This is a genomic window from Polaromonas sp. YR568 (assembly GCF_943371715.1).
Classification (GTDB): Bacteria; Pseudomonadota; Gammaproteobacteria; order Burkholderiales; family Burkholderiaceae_C; genus Polaromonas.
Genome location: NZ_CALRVW010000003.1, coordinates 29,856 through 45,628 on the forward strand (window position 1 = coordinate 29,856; position 15,773 = coordinate 45,628).

The window sequence follows — 15,773 nt, forward strand, 5'->3', positions numbered from 1 at the left end:
GCTGATCAGGCCTCTCAAGGCCTGAAATACTCCTGCACCGTCTCCCAGGCCACCGTCTGCAGATGTTTGGCAATCGCCGGGTCCAGGCCGGCCGTGTATTTCAGGTCCACCGGTGAAGCCTTGAACAGCGTCGCATACGTGGTGCACGCGGCCAGGTAGCTGCCGGCCACGCTGGGGTGGCGCAGGTCGGCGACGTACAAATTCAGCTCGGGCATTTTGGCAATCGACTTGCCGAAGGCCAGGCCTGCGGGAATGACGAGTGCGTTGTTGTCGTTACCGGCCTGGGTGTAGGCCTCGGCCAGTTCGGCCGTCATCGACGGCACGTCCTTGTAGGCCCACGACATGAAGAACACCGGCTTGGCGCCATGTTTGCGCACGGTGTCGGCGTGTTTTTTGGCGTATTCATGGAACAGGGGCTTGAGCTGCGGGTGCAGCGGGCACTGGCTGCAGTCCATCATGATCGCGACGTCGAACAGCCGGTCCAGTTTGTTGAAGCTGACGGTGTTGTTGGCGCCAAACGAATACGAGCCGACGGCGTTGGGGCGGAAGTAGCTGTCCACGTCATGCCAGTTCATGCCCGAGCCGCTGATGGTGGCCGAGCTGGCGCGGTGCCTGAAGCCGGGCTGGCCTTCCCGGATCAGTTGCCCCACATGGTTGTGCAGGCTGTTGTTGTAATAAAAAAAGCTGTTGCCGATGTAGATGGCCGAGGCGGGCTTGTCGCCGCCGTCCATCACCCTGGGTTTGGTCTGGGCCAGCGCGCCGCTGGCGGCGCCGAACAGGACGGCCAGGCCGAGCGCTGCGGAGAGAAAAGGTTTGAAAAGGGGTTTGATCACGAGGTGGCGCATCTTGTCTCCTTGATTTTTTGTGTCTGGCGAGTCTAGTGGACTTTGCGGCACGCCGTCATGCCCTTTTCTGCGCAAGCCCGGGCCGCTGCAGGCAAGGCCCTTCTGGACGGATACTTGGGCCTGGAACACATAAAAAGGAGACACCATGAACCCCGCCATCCGCCGGCAAACGATTGCCGACCTGCTGCACCGCACCGCCAAGCGTTACCCCCAAAAAACCGGCCTGATCTGCGGCGACACGCGTTGGACCTTTGCCGAGTTTGACGCGGTGGTGGACCGCGTGGCGGCCGGGCTGGCTGGGCTGGGCGTGGGTCATGCGAGCCGGGTGGCCGTGCTGGCGCGCAACTCGCACGGGTTTGCGGCCATGCGTTTTGCGCTGGCGCGGCTGGGTGCGGTGCTGGTGCCGATCAACTTCATGCTCAAGGCCGAAGAGGTGGCCTTCATCCTGCGTCATGCCGAGGCGCAGATGCTGGCCACCGACTCGGGCCTGGCCGAGCTGGCCCGCAGCGCCGCGGCGCTGGATACGAAAGTGACGCAGTTTGTCTGGCTGCCGTCGGAAGAGGCCACGCCGCCGGCGGCGGGCATGGTTTCGTTCAACGACCTGGCTGCAACGCAAGGCACGCCGCCCGAGGTGGCGCTGGGCAGCACCGACCTGGCGCAGATCGTCTACACCAGCGGCACCGAGTCGAGTCCGAAGGGCGCAATGCTGACGCACGACGCGGTGATCTCGCAGTACGCCAGCTGCGCGGTGGACGCCAGCATTGCCCATGGCGACGTGATGCTGCACGCGCTGCCGCTGTACCACTGCGCGCAGCTCGACGTGTTTTTTGGCCCGGCCATTTATGTGGGGGCTACCAGCATCATCACCGCCAAGCCGACCCCGGACAACCTGCTGCCGCTGATGGCGCAGCACCGCATCACCTCCTTCTTTGCGCCGCCCACGGTGTGGATTGCGCTGCTGCGCTCACCCTTGTTCGACGGCACCGACCTGTCCAGCCTGCGCAAGGGTTATTACGGCGCGTCCATCATGCCGGTGGAGGTGCTGCGCGAGCTGGCGCGGCGCCTGCCCGACGTGGGCTTCTGGAACCTCTACGGCCAGACCGAGATCGCCCCGCTGGCCACCATGCTCGGCCCCGACGACCAGCTGCGCAAGCCCGGCTCCTGCGGGCGCGCCGTGCTCAATGTGGAAACGCGCGTGGTGGACGACGCCATGCACGACGTGGCAGTGGGTGAGGTCGGCGAAATCGTGCACCGCTCGCCGCATCTGATGCTGGGCTACTTTCGCGACGAGGAGAAAACCAGGGCCGCCTTCCAGGGCGGCTGGTTCCATTCGGGCGACCTGGCCACCATCGACGACGAAGGCTTCATCACCGTGGTGGACCGCAAGAAGGACATGATCAAGACCGGCGGCGAAAACGTGGCCAGCCGCGAGGTGGAGGAAATGATTTACCGCTTGGGCGCCGTGTCGGAAGTGGCGGTGGTCGGCGTGCCGCACCCGAAGTGGGTCGAGGCCGTGGTCGCCGTGGTGGTGGTCAAGGCCGGCCAGACGCTGACCGAGCAGCAGGTGCTGGCGCATTGCAGCGAGCACATTGCCAACTTCAAGGCGCCCAAGGCGATTGTGTTCACCGACGCGCTGCCGAAAAACCCGAGCGGCAAGCTGCTGAAGCGGGATCTGCGCGCGCTTTACCAGGACGTGTTTGCCGGCAGCTGAGATAGAGATGTATTTGGATTTGGATCAACGGAGATAACCATGACGACGAAGACAACACCCCCCACCCCCACCGGCCTGCAACTGCAATCCCTCGTCAAACCCGAGGGCGTGCTGGAGATCTCGCTGGTCAGCGTGCCCACGCCCACCCCTGCCGACGATGAGGTGGTGGTGCGCATCGAGGCCACGCCCATCAACCCTTCGGACATCGGCCTGTTGTTCGGCGCGGGTGACATCCGTACCGCCAAGCTGTCGGGCACGGCCAGCCACCCGGTGGTCACGATGCAGATTCCGCCGGCAGCCATGAAAGCCATGGCCGGCCGCCTGGGCCAGGCGCTGCCGGTGGGCAACGAAGGCGCGGGCGTGGTGGTGGCCGCCGGCAGCGCACCTGCTGCGCAGGCGCTGCTGGGCAAGACGGTGGCCACGCTGGGCGGCGCGATGTATGCGCAATACCGCTGCGTCAAGGCCGAGCAATGCCTGCTGCTGCCCGAAGGCACCACGCCGGCCGAGGGGGCTTCGTGTTTTGTGAACCCGCTGACGGCGCTGGGCATGGTGGAGACCATGCGCCGCGAGGGCCACACGGCCCTTGTGCACACCGCCGCGGCGTCCAACCTCGGGCAGATGCTGAATCGCATCTGCCTCAAGGACGGCATCGGCCTGGTCAACATCGTGCGCAAGCCGGAGCAGGCGGCGCTGCTGAAGTCGCAGGGCGCCCAACATGTGTGCGACGCCTCGGCGCCCACCTTCCTCGAAGACCTCACGCAGGCGCTGGTGGCCACCGGCGCCACGCTGGCTTTTGATGCCACCGGCGGCGGCAAGCTGGCGGGGCAGATTCTCGGCTGCATGGAGGCCGCGCTGAACCGCACGGCCAAGGAATACAGCCGTTACGGTTCCACCACGCACAAGCAGGTCTACATTTACGGCGGCCTGGACACCGGCCCCACCGAGTTCAACCGCAACTTCGGCATGGCCTGGGGCATGGGCGGCTGGCTGTTGTTTCCTTTCCTGCAGCGCATTGGCAACGATGCCGCGCAGGCGCTGCGCCAGCGGGTCGCCGATGAGCTGAAAACCACCTTTGCCAGCAGTTATTCGAAGGAGATCTCGCTGACCGAGGCGCTGCAGCCCGCAGAGATTGCGGTGTACGGCCAGCGCGCCACCGGCACCAAATACCTGCTCAACCCGAACAAGGGTCTGGCGAGCTAGTCACGCGGCGCCGGTTTGGCTGAAAAGCGCAACACGCCGTCGCGCAGCGGCGAGAACTTCAGCGCCAGCAGGTCCAGCAGGTAGTTCTGGTACATGCGCCACGGCCGGCGCAGGCCCTGGCGCGCCAGCAGGTGGGCCGAGCGCTGCACATAGCCCGAACTCAGGTCCAGGAAGGGTTGCGTCGGCAGCTGGGCATCGTCATTGACGGGCACACACGCGTCCAGCTGGCGCGCCTCCATCTCATTGAGCAGCCGGCAGACATAACGCGCCACCAGCTCGCACTTGAGCGTCCACGAGGCATTGGTGTAGCCGAAGGCCACCGCCAGATTGGGCACGCCGCTGAACATCGCGCCCCGGTAAACAACGGCCTTGGACAGGTCTACCGCCGCGCCGTCCACGCTGAGCGCGGCGCCGCCCAGCACCTTGAGCTCCAGCCCGGTGGCGGTGACGATCACATCCGCCGCAATTTCTTCGCCCGAGCTCAGGCGCAGGCCGGTGGGCGTGAAGCATTCGATCTGCCCGGTCACGATGTCGGCCTTGCCGGTGCGCACGGCGCGGAAGATGTCCGCGTCGGGCGCGATGCACAGGCGCTGGTCCCACGGGTTGTAGCGGGGCGCCAGATGGCGCTGCACGTCGAAGCCGGGGCCCAGCAGGCGCGCGGCCTCTCGCAGGATCAGGCGCCTGACGGTGGCCGGTCGGTGCCGCGCGAACTGGTAGAACGCACTGGCCAGCGCAATGTTTTTCCAGCGAATCAGGGGGTGCGAGAGCCGGCTGGGCAGCCAGCGCCGCAGCAGCGCACCGACGCGGTCGCGCGCCGGCAGGGCGACGATGTAGCTGGGCGAACGCTGCAGCATGGTCACGTGGGCTGCGCTGGCCGCCATGTCGGGCACCAGCGTCACCGCGGTGGCGCCGCTGCCGATCACCACCACCTTGCGGTTGCGGTAGTCCAGGTCGGCCGGCCAGTGCTGCGGGTGCACGAGGCGGCCTTTGAAATCCTCGCGGCCCGGCCATGGCGGTGTGTGGCCCTGCTCGTAGTTGTAGTAGCCGCTGCAGAAGAACAGGAAGCGGCAGTCAAAAAGCACTTCGCGCGCCGGCTCGCCGGGGGTGGTCAGGGCCGCCGTGACGTGCCAGCGTGCCTGCTGCGAGTCCCAGGCGGCGCCGGTGACGCGGTGACCGAAGCGGATGTGTGGGGTGATGCCTTCTTCGCGCGCCGTGGCAGCCACATACTCGCGGATGGCCGGCCCCATGGCAAAGCTGGCGTCGCTTTCCCACGGCCGGAAGCTGTAGCCCAGGGTGAACATGTCGGAGTCGGAACGCACGCCGGGATAACGGAACAGGTCCCAGGTGCCGCCTATGGCCTGCCGGTTTTCCAGGATCACGTAGCTGCGTGTCGGGCACAGCGTCTGGAGATAGTGCGCTGCCGCGACGCCGGAGAGCCCCGCGCCCACGACCACAACGTCAAAGAAGGTGGAATCGGTGGGGGCGTCCGTCATGGGGGCAGTTTAAGTGAGGTGCGAATGACGCAGGGGTGGGCGCCATGGCGGGAAAGGGTTTGCCTCCTGGCCCTTCAACCGGGGACAGGCGAAAAAAAACCGGCCCTGAAGCCGGTTTTTTTATTGGAGAAGCAGAGCTTAGTAGCCGCCGCGGCCACCGCCGCCGCCACCACCGTAGCCGCCGCCGCCACCACCACCGTAGCCGCCACCACCGCCGCCGCCGCCTTCACGACGACCGCCACCGCCGCCGCCGAAGCCGCCGGTACGTGGCTCCATCGGACGGGCCTCATTGACCACCATGTCACGGCCATCAACGGACTTGCCGTTCATGCCGCTGATGGCTGCCTGGGCTTCTGCGTCGCTGGACATTTCCACAAAGCCGAAGCCCTTGGAACGGCCGCTGTCGCGGTCCATCATGACTTTGGCGGAAGTGATCGCGCCAAATTCAGAAAAGTGTTGTTGGAGGGAGTCGTCGTTCACCGAGTAGGAGAGGTTGCCGACGTAAAGTTTCTTGCCCATTTTGGGACCTTTCAAAAATGCTTGCACGTTTGGGATCAAACACGCGAAGCGGGTGTGACGGTTCTGGTTAGAAAACCGTTCAACGAAATGCACGCTTGCCAAGGGCAGCGTTGTAATTGGACCGTGTATCGGGGTGCCACAGGGCAATCCGGTACCTGGACCAGGTTATGAATTCGGTCGGAATAGGGAATATAGGGACCGGGGTGAAGCTCGCCGCTGGGGGAGTTTGACGACCGGGAGGGCCGGAACTATCGGCCAAAAGGTGCGGAGGGGCAGGTATGAAGTGCCGCAGACCGTGTCAGACTGGAGTGCTGCAAAGGAAAGCTAAATTGCAACAATTTGGGTATTTTACTCCTGTTTGAGGAATTGGCGTTGGCAGGCCCAAAACCACCGGCTGCCTGAGGCGCTGGCCGGCACGCTGCTCAGCCCTGAAAGCCCTTGCGAAACTCCCCCGGACTCGTGCCCGTCCATGCGCGAAATGCGCGCGTAAAACTTTTTTCGTTCAAAAATCCCACCGCCGCCGCCACCTGCTTGACCGGTTTGTCGCTGCGGTACAGCAGGTCTTTCGCGCGTTCGCTGCGCACCTCGTCTTTCAGTTGCTGCAGGGTGGCGTCTTCTTCCTTCAGTTGCCGGTGCAGCGTGCGCGCGGAAATGTTCAGCAGCGCCGCCACGCCATCGGCGTTGTGCGCCTGGTCGGGGTGGGCGGCCAGGGCCTGCCGCACCTGCTGCACCAGCAGCCGGTCGCGCCGGTATTGCAGCACCGTCAGCGGCAGGGCGCGTTGCAGCATGTGCTGCAGGGCTTTTTCATCGCGGCGCAGGGGCAGGGCGAGGTAACGCGCATCGAAGCGGATCTCGGCCTGCGCGGCATCAAAGCGCAGCGGGCCGGGAAACATCAGCCCATAGGCATCCGTATGTGGCGGCGCAGGGAAAGGGAAGCGCGCGCCCTGCAGCGGAATGCGGGAGTCGATGTACCAGCAGGCCAGGCCGTGGATGTTGCGCAGCACGTGCACCAGGCAGAACTCGCGCGCGCCCTGGCCATGCCGGGCCAGGTCGGTGCGCTCCTCGATCGTGATGGCGGCGCTGTCGCCGGTGATCACCAGCTTGAGGGCAATGTCGCCCGCCAGCAGGGCGTGGTGGCGGCACCAGCGTTTGAGGGCCACGCCCAGGTCAGGCGCGCTGAGCGAGGCGCGGGCCAGCATGCCGTAGCTGCCCCAGGGCAGTTTTCTGGAGAAGGCGCCCAGGGCTTCGTCGTCGAGCTCCTGCATCGCCGTGCCGGACAGCACCTCCATCTGGCGCGCGGTGATGCGGGCCTCCGGCTGGTGCAGCCGGGATGGCGTGATCTGTGCCAGCTTCAAGGCGTTGGCGGGGCTGCGGCCGTAAAGTTCGTAGGCCGCCGCCATCACCCTTGCAAAGGCCATGGGGGTGGCGGCAGCCGGCTGGGCCGGGGTGGCGGGCGGTGAACGAACAGGCATGGGCCAAGTTTGGCGCAAGCTGGCACGATTTGCAACCTGTGTGGCGGCCGCATGGCGGCTTTTGCGCCTAAGCTGCGGTATTGGCGTTAAGGTGTGGCCCATGCGCGGCCGTCCGCGCCGCTGTGAGGAATTTATGCCTGTTCTGGAGACAAAACTCAACGCCCGCTCGGCCGACTTTCAGGCCAATGCCGCCGCCATGCGCGCGCTGGTGGACGACCTGAAGCTGCAGGTGGCCAAGGCCGCTGCCGGCGGCGGTGAAGCCGCCCGGGCCAAACACGTGGCGCGCGGCAAGCTGCCGCCGCGCGAGCGCGTGCAGATGCTGCTGGACCCGGGCACACCCTTCCTGGAGCTGGCACCGCTGGCGGCGCTGGCCATGTACCCCGACCGTGACGGCAGCGACAGCGCGCCCTGCGCCGGCGTGATCACCGGCATTGGCCGCGTCAACGGCGTGGACTGCATGATCGTCTGCAACGACGCGACGGTGAAGGGCGGCACCTACTACCCGATGACGGTCAAAAAGCATTTGCGCGCGCAGGAAGTGGCGCAGCAAAACCGCTTGCCCTGCATTTACCTGGTCGATTCGGGCGGCGCCAACCTGCCGAACCAGGACGAGGTGTTTCCCGACCGCGACCATTTCGGCCGCATCTTCTACAACCAGGCCAACATGAGCGCGCAGGGCATTGCGCAGATCGCCGTGGTCATGGGCAGCTGCACGGCTGGCGGCGCCTATGTGCCGGCCATGAGCGACGAAACCATCATCGTCAAGAACCAGGGCACGATCTTCCTGGGCGGCCCGCCGCTGGTGAAAGCCGCCACCGGCGAGATCGTCACCGCGGAGGACCTGGGCGGCGGCGACGTGCATACCCGGCTGTCGGGCGTGGCCGACTACCTGGCACAGAACGACGCGCACGCGCTGGCGCTGGCGCGCTCGGCGGTGGGCAACCTGAACGCCAATTTCAATCGAAAAGTGCCTGAAGTCCTCGCCAGCCGTGCGCCGCGTGCTCCTGAATATGCAGCAGACGAGGTGTACGGCGTGGTGCCCACCGACACCCGCAAGCCCTACGACGTGCGTGAGATCATTGCCCGCATCGTGGACGGCAGCGAGTTCGACGAGTTCAAGGCGCGTTTCGGCAGCACGCTGGTCACCGGTTTCGCCCACATCGAAGGCATGCCGGTTGGCATCATCGCCAACAACGGCATTTTGTTCAGCGAGTCGGCGCAGAAGGGCGCGCACTTCATCGAGCTGTGCTGCCAGCGCAAGATCCCGCTGGTGTTTCTGCAGAACATCACCGGCTTCATGGTCGGCCGCAAGTACGAGGCTGAAGGCATTGCGCGCCACGGCGCCAAGATGGTGATGGCCGTGGCCACCGCCCAGGTGCCCAAGTTCACCATCATCATCGGCGGCAGCTTCGGCGCCGGCAACTACGGCATGTGCGGCCGCGCCTACAGCCCGCGCTTTTTGTGGATGTGGCCGAACGCGCGCATCTGTGTCATGGGCGGCGAGCAGGCCTCTTCCGTGCTGGCCAGCGTGCGACGCGACGCGATCGAGGCCAAGGGCGGCAGCTGGAGCGCCGACGAAGAAAAAGCCTTCAAGCAACCGATGCTGGACCAGTTCGAGCACCAGTCGCACCCGTATTACTCCAGCGCCCGGCTCTGGGACGACGGTGTGATCGACCCGGCCGACACGCGCCGCGTGCTGGCGCTGGGCCTGCGCGCCAGCCTGAACGCCCCGATTCCCGAGCCGAAGTTCGGCGTCTTCCGCATGTAACGCCACCGGTAAGAAAAATGTCCAACGCCTCCATTTACGACACGCCCGAATACGAATCCCTGCGCGACCAGATCGCCCGCTTCATCGCCAAGGAAGTCGAGCCGCATGCCGCCGCCTGGGAAGAGCAGGGTTTTGTGCCGCGCGACGTCCTCAAGCGCATGGGCGCCGCCGGCCTGTTCGGCCTGATGTACGAGGAAAAATACGGTGGCGCCGACAGTGACGCCATGACCAACCTGGTGTTTGCCGAGGCGCTGTCGCAGTCCACCTTTGCCGGCTTCATCATCACCGTGCTGGTCCACACCGACATGGCCAGCCCGCACCTGCACCACGCGGGCAATGCGGAACAAAAAGACAAGTACCTGAAGAAGGTGATTGCCGGCGAGCTGATCACCGCCGTCGGCATCACCGAGCCGGGCGCCGGCTCCGACGTGGCGGGCATCCGTAGCACGGCCAAACGTGACGGCGACGACTGGGTGCTCAACGGCACCAAGATGTTCATCACCAACGGTGTGCATGCCGACCTGTACTTCGTTGCGGCCAAGACCGGGCCGGGCAAGCGCGACATCTCGATGTTCATCGTCGAGAAGGGCACGCCGGGTTTCACCGTCGGCCGCGCGCTGAAGAAAACCGGCTGGCTGTCGTCCGACACGGCGGAACTGATCTTCGACAACGTGCGCATCCCCGCCTGGAACCTGCTGGGCGAAGAGGGCAAGGGCTTTTATTCGGTGATGAAAAACTTCCAGACCGAACGCATCGCGCTGGGCGCCATGGCCGTGGGCCATTGCCAGCAGGCGCTCAAGCTCACGATCGACTATGTGCGCCAGCGCCAGGCTTTTGGTGGCCCGCTGTGGGACCAGCAGGTGATCCGCCAGCGGCTGGCCATGCTGGACGCCAAGACGCGTGCCGCACGCGCCTTCATGTACCACTGCGCCTGGCGCGTCACGCAGGGCCACGACATCGTGCAGGACGTGTCCATGCTCAAGGCACTGACCGGTGAGCTGGTCAACGAGGTGGTGCAGACCTGCCAGCAGTTCCACGGCGGCATGGGCTTCATCCGCGAAACTGCGATCGAGCGCCTGTGGCGCGATGCACGCGTGCTGGCGATCGGCGGTGGCGCCACCGAAGTGATGCTGGAAGAAGTAGCCAAAAGGTATTGAGGAAGAAATGATGGAACACCTGCAACTGGCCTGCGACGGCGGCGTGGCCACCGTCACCCTCAATCGCCCCGACGTTCGCAACGCGTTCAACGACGAAGTCATCGCCGAGCTGACCGCATGTTTTCAGGACCTCGGTGCGCGTGATGACGTGCGCTGCATCGTGCTGGCGGCCAATGGCACGGCCTTCTGTGCCGGGGCCGATCTGAACTGGATGAAACGCATGGCCACCTATTCGCGCGAGGAAAACCTCGCCGATGCGGGCGCGCTGGCGGAAATGCTGCGCGTGATTTATGCCTGTCCCAAACCGACCATCGCGCGTGTGCAGGGCGACGTGTATGCGGGCGGCACCGGCCTGGTGGCGGCTTGTGACATCGCCGTGTCGGTGGACACGGCTGGTTATTGCCTCAGCGAAGTGAAGCTGGGCCTGATTCCCGCGACCATCAGCCCGTATGTGATTCGCGCCATGGGCGCGCGGGCGTCGCACCGCTACTTCCTGACCGCCGAACGTTTCAGTGCTGCGGAAGCCCTGCGCATCGGGTTTGTGCATGAGGTGGTGAGTGCCGCGGAGCTTGACGCCACGGTGGCCGAGCTCGCGAAAACGCTGGTCAACGCCGGCCCTCAGGCGGTGCGCCTGTGCAAGAAGCTGGTACAGGACGTGGCGGAGCAGGCCATCACCCCGGCGCTGGTACAGATGACGGTGGAAGGCATTGCCGACATCCGCGTCAGCCCGGAAGGGCGCGAAGGGGTGCAGTCCTTCCTGCAAAAGCGCAAGCCGAACTGGCTGCCGTCGGCCTGAAGCCGCGGCGCTCCGACCATGAATCTGAAGACGCTGTTTCTTGTTGCTGCGCTGCTGGGGGCCTCGCTGTCCCCGGCCGCGGCGCAGTCCGGCGACCTGGATGCCTCGCTCAACGAGATGGTGATTCAGATTCCCAAAGCCGGGTCGCCGGCGCTTGCGCTGGAAACCACCGTTTACAAACCCGAGGGCGCGGGGCCTTTTCCCCTGGCCATCATCAACCACGGCAAGGCCTTTGGCAAGGCGCGTGAGCAGGCGCGTTATCGCCCGGCGATCGCGGCCCGCTATTTTCTGCAGCGCGGCTACGCGGTCATTGTCCCGATGCGGCAGGGGTTCTCCAACTCAGGCGGCAACTATGCCGGGGCCGGCTGCGATCTCGAGGGCAACGGCCTGGCGCATGCCGGTGACGTGAAGGCCACGCTCGACTACGTGACCGCGCAGCCGTGGGCAGACCGGAACAACATCGTCGTGCTGGGCCAGTCGCACGGCGGCTGGACCACGCTGGCCTTTGGCGCGCAAGCCTATCCCGGCGTCAAGGCCCTGGTCAACTTTGCCGGCGGCCTGCGGCAGGAAAAGTGTCCGGGCTGGGAGCAGGCCCTGGCGCTTGGCGCCGGCCGTTATGCCCGGAACACCCGCCTGCCGTCGCTCTGGTTTTACGGCGACAACGACAGCTACTTCAGCACCAGCACCTTCCGCGCCATGCACGCGCAGTACACGGCCGCGGGCGGCCAGGCCAGGCTGGTGGCTTTTGGCGAGTTCGGAAGCGATGCGCACCACCTGTTTGGGTCGCGTGCCGGCCAACCGGTCTGGCAGCCCGAAGTCACGCGCCTGCTGGCCGCCGTGGGGCTGCCGAGCGAGCGACAGGCGAAGTTTGCGAAATATGGAACCGCCGGATTGACGCCCCTTCCGCCGGAAACGGATTTTGCCGCGCTGGAAAATATCGTCAAGCTCCCGCATGTCAAAAGCGCAGGCCGTGCGGGCTACCAGGCCTATCTGACAAAACTGATTCCGCGCGCGTTTGCCATCGGCCCAGACGGCGCCTGGGGCTGGGCCGACGGGGGCGAAGACCCGCTGAAACGGGCGCTGGACAACTGCCAGCGACACAGCAAGGGCGAGTGCCGGCTGTATTCGGTCGACGACTTTGTCGTGTGGTAACAGGAGCGGATTGCAATGCAGACCATGGACACCGCCCAACTGATTGCCCTCGCCGGCGCGCTCGGCTGGGCCAGCGGCGTGCGGCTGTACCTGGTGGTGCTGCTGACCGGCCTGGCCGGCTTCATGGGCTGGATCGCGCTGCCGCCCGACCTGCATTTGCTGGCCCATCCGGTGGTGCTGGGCGCCAGCGGCTTCATGGTGTTTGTCGAATTTTTTGCCGACAAGATTCCGGGCCTGGATTCGCTGTGGGACGTGGTGCACACCCTGATTCGCATCCCCGCCGGTGCGGCCCTGGCGGCCGGTGTGTTCGGCGCCGACAGCGGGCTGATGGCCCTGATTGCGGCGCTGGCGGGCGGCACGCTGGCCGCCACCAGCCATGCGACCAAGGCGACGACCCGCGCGGCCATCAATACCTCGCCCGAACCCTTCAGCAACGTGGGCGCCTCGCTGGTCGAAGACAGCCTGGTGCCGGCCGGCCTGTGGCTGGCGATTGCGCATCCGCTGGTGTTTGTGGTCGTGCTGCTGCTCGTGCTGGTGGTCAGCGTCTGGCTGATCCGCCTCTGCTGGCGCTTCCTGACGCAGCTGTTTGCCCGAGTGGCCCGCATTTTCAGCGGCAAGCCCGATACCGGTTTGCCACCGCCCTTCACCCTGAAATCCCCTTTTTCAAAGAACGACCGACATGTTTAAAAAAATTCTGATTGCAAACAGGGGCGAAATCGCCTGCCGCGTCGCGGCCACAGCGCGCCGCATGGCGATCCAGACCGTGGCCGTGTATTCCGACGCGGATGCCGGCGCCAAACATGTCAGTGTGTGCGACGAAGCCATCCACATCGGCGGCAGCGCGCCCAAGGACAGCTACCTGCGCTGGGAAAAAATCATTGCCGCGGCCAAAGCCACCGGTGCCGAGGCGATCCACCCGGGCTACGGCTTCCTCAGCGAAAACGAGGAGTTTGCCCAGGCTTGCGGCGACGTCGGCCTGGTTTTCATCGGCCCGCCGGCCTCGGCCATCAAGGCCATGGGCCTGAAGGCCGAGTCCAAACAGCTGATGGAAAAAGCCGGTGTGCCGCTGGTGCCTGGTTACCACGGCAGCGACCAGGATCCGGCGCTGCTTCAGCGTGAAGCCGACAGCATTGGCTACCCGGTGCTGATCAAGGCCAGTGCTGGCGGTGGCGGCAAGGGCATGCGTGCGGTCGAGAAGTCGGAAGACTTCGCGGCTGCGCTTGCGTCCTGCAAGCGCGAAGCCATCAGCAGTTTTGGCGACGACGCGGTGCTGGTGGAGAAATATGCGCAGCGCCCGCGACACATCGAGATCCAGGTGTTTGGCGACACCCACGGCAACTATGTGTACCTGTTCGAACGCGACTGCTCGGTGCAGCGCCGGCACCAGAAAGTGCTGGAAGAAGCGCCGGCGCCCGGCATGACCGAAGCCATGCGCCGCGAGATGGGCGAGGCTGCTGTCGCGGCGGCGCGGGCGGTCAACTACGTCGGTGCCGGCACGGTGGAGTTCATCGTCGAGCAGCGCCCCGACGGCACGATGAACTTCTTCTTCATGGAAATGAACACCCGCCTGCAGGTCGAGCACCCGGTGACCGAAGCCATCACCGGGCTGGATCTGGTGGAGTGGCAGTTTCGCGTGGCTTCGGGTGAAAAGCTGCCGCTGGCGCAGGACCAACTGCGCATCCACGGCCATGCGATCGAGGCGCGCATCTGCGCCGAAAGTCCCGACAACAACTTCCTGCCCGCCACCGGCACGCTGCATGTCTACGGCCTGCCGCCCTCGGTCGCGTTCGAGCGCGGCCTGGTGCGTGTGGATGCCGGCGTGCGCGAAGGGGATGCGATCTCGCCGTATTACGACTCGATGATCGCCAAGCTGATCGTGCATGGTGACAACCGCGAGCAGGCGCTGGCGCGGATGGACGAAGCGCTGGCGCAATTGCACATCGTGGGCCTGAGCACCAATGTGCAGTTTTTGCGCCATGTGGTGCAAAGCCGCTCGTTTGCCCAGGCCGATCTGGACACCGCGCTGATCCCGCGCGAGGAGGCGGTGCTGTTCAAGCAGGAAAAACTCGGCCTGCCCCTGGCGGCCGCCGCCGCCGTGGCCCTGAGCCTGCTGGAAGAAAAAGCACAGGAAACAGACGACCCGTTCAGCAAACGGGATGGTTGGCGTTCGCATGGTCTGAATCTGCGGCGTTTCGAATTCGAGTTCCATGGCGAGCCGGCGCAGGCCGCATTGACCTATCTGCACGACGGTGCACTGCGCCTGGCCGTCGGCGATGTGGACGAGGTGCTGGTGTTCACCGGCAGCGGCGGCGCGGTGGACATCCGTTTCGGCGAGCAACGGCTCAGCGCGCACATCTACCGCCGCGGCGAAACCGTGCATGTGTTCGCCCGGCAGGGCGCCACGCAGATCACCGTGATCGACCAGTTGGCGCATGCCGGCGAAGCCCATGGCGAAGCCGGCCGCCTGACCGCCCCCATGCCGGGCAAGGTCGTGTCGTTTGCGGTGAAGGCCGGTGACAAGGTCAGCAAAGGCCAGGCGCTGGCCGTGATGGAAGCCATGAAGATGGAACACACGATTGCCGCACCGGCCGACGGTGTGGTGCAGGAGGTGTTGTACGCCCCCGGCGACCAGGTCACCGAGGGCGCGGAACTGCTCAAGATGGTGGCCTAGGGACGCTGGTTCCTGCACCTGCTGCCGACAGTGCGCACCCGCGGCACAATCACGGCATGAAAATTTCCTTTTGTTGTACCGATACCAAGGCCGAGCCCTGGCTCACCGGATTGCGCGCTGCCTTCCCGGACGCTCACGTTGAACAGTGGGCGCCGGGCGCTCCGCCGGCGGACTATGCAGTGGTCTGGGCGCCGCCCCAGCAGTTTCTGGACGAGCAGCCGCAGCTCAAGGCCTTGTTCAACATCGGGGCGGGCGTGGATGCCCTGATGAAACTGCGCCTGCCGCCCCAAGCGGCCGTGGTACGGCTGGACGATGCCGGCATGTCGGTGCAGATGGCCGAGTACGTGTGCCATGCGGTGATCCGGCATTTCCGCGAGTTCGACGGTTACGAGGCCGATGTCAAACAGGGCACATGGTCTTACCGCAAGCCACGGCTGCGCCAGGATTTTCCGGTGGGCGTCATGGGTCTGGGCGTACTCGGCGAACGGGTGGCCAAGGCGCTGGCGCAGTTTGACTACCCGGTGCTCGGCTGGAGCCGGTCCGCCAAGAACATCGCTGGCGTGCGCTGTTTTTCGGGGCAGGCCGGGCTGGATGATTTTCTCTCGGGCACGCGCGTGCTGGTCTGCCTGCTGCCGCTCACCCCCGACACGCAGGACATCATGAACCGGCAAACCCTGTCCAGGCTGCGGCCCGGCGGCTATGTCGTCAACGTGGCGCGCGGCACGCACCTGGTGGACGAGGACCTGATCGCGCTGCTCGACAGCGGCCATCTGGCCGGTGCCACGCTGGATGTCTTTCGCACCGAACCGCTGCCCGCTGCCCATCCCTTCTGGAAACACCCCCTCATCACGGTCACGCCACACACCTCGGCCCGGACCCTGCGCGAGGAAAGCATCGCGCAGATTGCGGGCAAGATCGCGGCGCTTCAGGCGGGGCAGCTCATTTCCAGCCTTGCCGGTGTGGTTGACCCGAAAAAAGGATACTGATTC

13 protein-coding genes are annotated in these 15,773 nt (G+C 65.5%); 9 read left to right on the top strand and 4 right to left on the bottom strand.

The genetic code is table 11. From position 1 onward, the window contains the following. Nucleotides 1-14 precede the first annotated feature (14 nt). Nucleotides 15-833, bottom strand: coding sequence for a hypothetical protein (locus AAG813_RS02960; RefSeq protein WP_341911683.1), 819 nt, complete (start codon nucleotides 831-833; stop codon nucleotides 15-17). A gap of 157 nt (nucleotides 834-990) precedes the next feature. Here AAG813_RS02960 and AAG813_RS02965 point away from each other — a divergent pair, with 157 nt between their 5' ends. Together AAG813_RS02965 and AAG813_RS02970 are read left to right on the top strand one after the other, a co-directional pair. Continuing rightward, nucleotides 991-2,556: an acyl-CoA synthetase gene (locus AAG813_RS02965; RefSeq protein WP_341911685.1), complete on the top strand. Its 1,566-nt coding sequence runs from the start codon at nucleotides 991-993 to the stop codon at nucleotides 2,554-2,556. 39 nt (nucleotides 2,557-2,595) lie between these two features. Beyond that, nucleotides 2,596-3,756 (top strand): zinc-binding dehydrogenase, encoded by a 1,161-nt coding sequence (locus AAG813_RS02970; RefSeq protein WP_341911686.1) that lies wholly within the window; start codon nucleotides 2,596-2,598, stop codon nucleotides 3,754-3,756. On the opposite strand, the gene AAG813_RS02975 is transcribed toward AAG813_RS02970, so the two are convergent. From AAG813_RS02975 to AAG813_RS02985, 3 genes are all read right to left on the bottom strand, one after another. After that, on the bottom strand, nucleotides 3,753-5,249 hold the full coding sequence (locus AAG813_RS02975; protein ID WP_341911688.1) for an NAD(P)/FAD-dependent oxidoreductase: 1,497 nt from the start codon (nucleotides 5,247-5,249) through the stop codon (nucleotides 3,753-3,755). The two genes, AAG813_RS02970 and AAG813_RS02975, sit on opposite strands and share 4 nt — an antisense overlap. A 138-nt stretch (nucleotides 5,250-5,387) precedes the next feature. Then, the gene (locus tag AAG813_RS02980; RefSeq protein ID WP_341911690.1) at nucleotides 5,388-5,768 is read right to left on the bottom strand and encodes an RNA-binding protein; all 381 of its coding nucleotides are present in this window, start codon (nucleotides 5,766-5,768) and stop codon (nucleotides 5,388-5,390) included. A 422-nt stretch (nucleotides 5,769-6,190) separates the two neighbouring features. After that, the gene (locus AAG813_RS02985; protein ID WP_341911691.1) at nucleotides 6,191-7,240 is read right to left on the bottom strand and encodes an AraC family transcriptional regulator; all 1,050 of its coding nucleotides are present in this window, start codon (nucleotides 7,238-7,240) and stop codon (nucleotides 6,191-6,193) included. A 133-nt stretch (nucleotides 7,241-7,373) separates the two neighbouring features. On the opposite strand from AAG813_RS02985, the gene AAG813_RS02990 reads away from it, so the two are divergent. Genes AAG813_RS02990 through AAG813_RS03020 form a run of 7 tightly spaced genes read left to right on the top strand, consistent with a single transcriptional unit; the run spans nucleotide 7,374 to nucleotide 15,770 of the window. After that, complete coding sequence (locus AAG813_RS02990; protein WP_341911693.1) at nucleotides 7,374-9,008, top strand: carboxyl transferase domain-containing protein; 1,635 nt, start codon at nucleotides 7,374-7,376, stop codon at nucleotides 9,006-9,008. A gap of 17 nt (nucleotides 9,009-9,025) precedes the next feature. After that, complete coding sequence (locus AAG813_RS02995) at nucleotides 9,026-10,165, top strand: acyl-CoA dehydrogenase family protein (protein ID WP_341911694.1); 1,140 nt, start codon at nucleotides 9,026-9,028, stop codon at nucleotides 10,163-10,165. Nucleotides 10,166-10,172: 7 nt separating this feature from the next. After that, entirely contained in the window at nucleotides 10,173-10,961 is a 789-nt protein-coding gene (locus AAG813_RS03000; RefSeq protein ID WP_341911696.1) for an enoyl-CoA hydratase/isomerase family protein, read from the top strand. Between the two features lie 18 nt (nucleotides 10,962-10,979). After that, nucleotides 10,980-12,113 (top strand): CocE/NonD family hydrolase, encoded by a 1,134-nt coding sequence (locus AAG813_RS03005; RefSeq protein ID WP_341911698.1) that lies wholly within the window; start codon nucleotides 10,980-10,982, stop codon nucleotides 12,111-12,113. Between the two features lie 15 nt (nucleotides 12,114-12,128). Further along, a complete protein-coding gene (locus tag AAG813_RS03010) occupies nucleotides 12,129-12,800 on the top strand; it encodes a DUF4126 domain-containing protein (RefSeq protein WP_341911701.1) in 672 nt (223 codons plus the stop codon). Continuing rightward, nucleotides 12,793-14,784, top strand: a complete 1,992-nt coding sequence (locus AAG813_RS03015; RefSeq protein ID WP_341911703.1) for an acetyl/propionyl/methylcrotonyl-CoA carboxylase subunit alpha — start codon at nucleotides 12,793-12,795, stop codon at nucleotides 14,782-14,784. Before AAG813_RS03010 ends, AAG813_RS03015 begins: the two co-directional genes overlap by 8 nt. Nucleotides 14,785-14,840: 56 nt before the next feature. Next, nucleotides 14,841-15,770 (top strand): glyoxylate/hydroxypyruvate reductase A, encoded by a 930-nt coding sequence (locus tag AAG813_RS03020; RefSeq protein WP_341911705.1) that lies wholly within the window; start codon nucleotides 14,841-14,843, stop codon nucleotides 15,768-15,770. Nucleotides 15,771-15,773: the final 3 nt, after the last annotated feature.

Excerpts from the sequence above, each read along its gene's own strand:
- AAG813_RS02995 (WP_341911694.1), top strand. The coding sequence starts at position 9,026 with ATGTCCAACGCCTCCATTTACGACACGCCCGAATACGAATCCCTGCGC.
- AAG813_RS02965 (WP_341911685.1), top strand. The coding sequence starts at position 991 with ATGAACCCCGCCATCCGCCGGCAAACGATTGCCGACCTGCTGCACCGC.
- AAG813_RS02980 (WP_341911690.1), bottom strand. The coding sequence starts at position 5,768 with ATGGGCAAGAAACTTTACGTCGGCAACCTCTCCTACTCGGTGAACGAC.
- AAG813_RS02990 (WP_341911693.1), top strand. The coding sequence starts at position 7,374 with ATGCCTGTTCTGGAGACAAAACTCAACGCCCGCTCGGCCGACTTTCAG.
- AAG813_RS02985 (WP_341911691.1), bottom strand. The coding sequence starts at position 7,240 with ATGCCTGTTCGTTCACCGCCCGCCACCCCGGCCCAGCCGGCTGCCGCC.
- AAG813_RS03005 (WP_341911698.1), top strand. The coding sequence starts at position 10,980 with ATGAATCTGAAGACGCTGTTTCTTGTTGCTGCGCTGCTGGGGGCCTCG.
- AAG813_RS03015 (WP_341911703.1), top strand. The coding sequence starts at position 12,793 with ATGTTTAAAAAAATTCTGATTGCAAACAGGGGCGAAATCGCCTGCCGC.
- AAG813_RS02970 (WP_341911686.1), top strand. The coding sequence starts at position 2,596 with ATGACGACGAAGACAACACCCCCCACCCCCACCGGCCTGCAACTGCAA.
- AAG813_RS02975 (WP_341911688.1), bottom strand. The coding sequence starts at position 5,249 with ATGACGGACGCCCCCACCGATTCCACCTTCTTTGACGTTGTGGTCGTG.
- AAG813_RS03000 (WP_341911696.1), top strand. The coding sequence starts at position 10,173 with ATGATGGAACACCTGCAACTGGCCTGCGACGGCGGCGTGGCCACCGTC.
- AAG813_RS03020 (WP_341911705.1), top strand. The coding sequence starts at position 14,841 with ATGAAAATTTCCTTTTGTTGTACCGATACCAAGGCCGAGCCCTGGCTC.
- AAG813_RS03010 (WP_341911701.1), top strand. The coding sequence starts at position 12,129 with ATGCAGACCATGGACACCGCCCAACTGATTGCCCTCGCCGGCGCGCTC.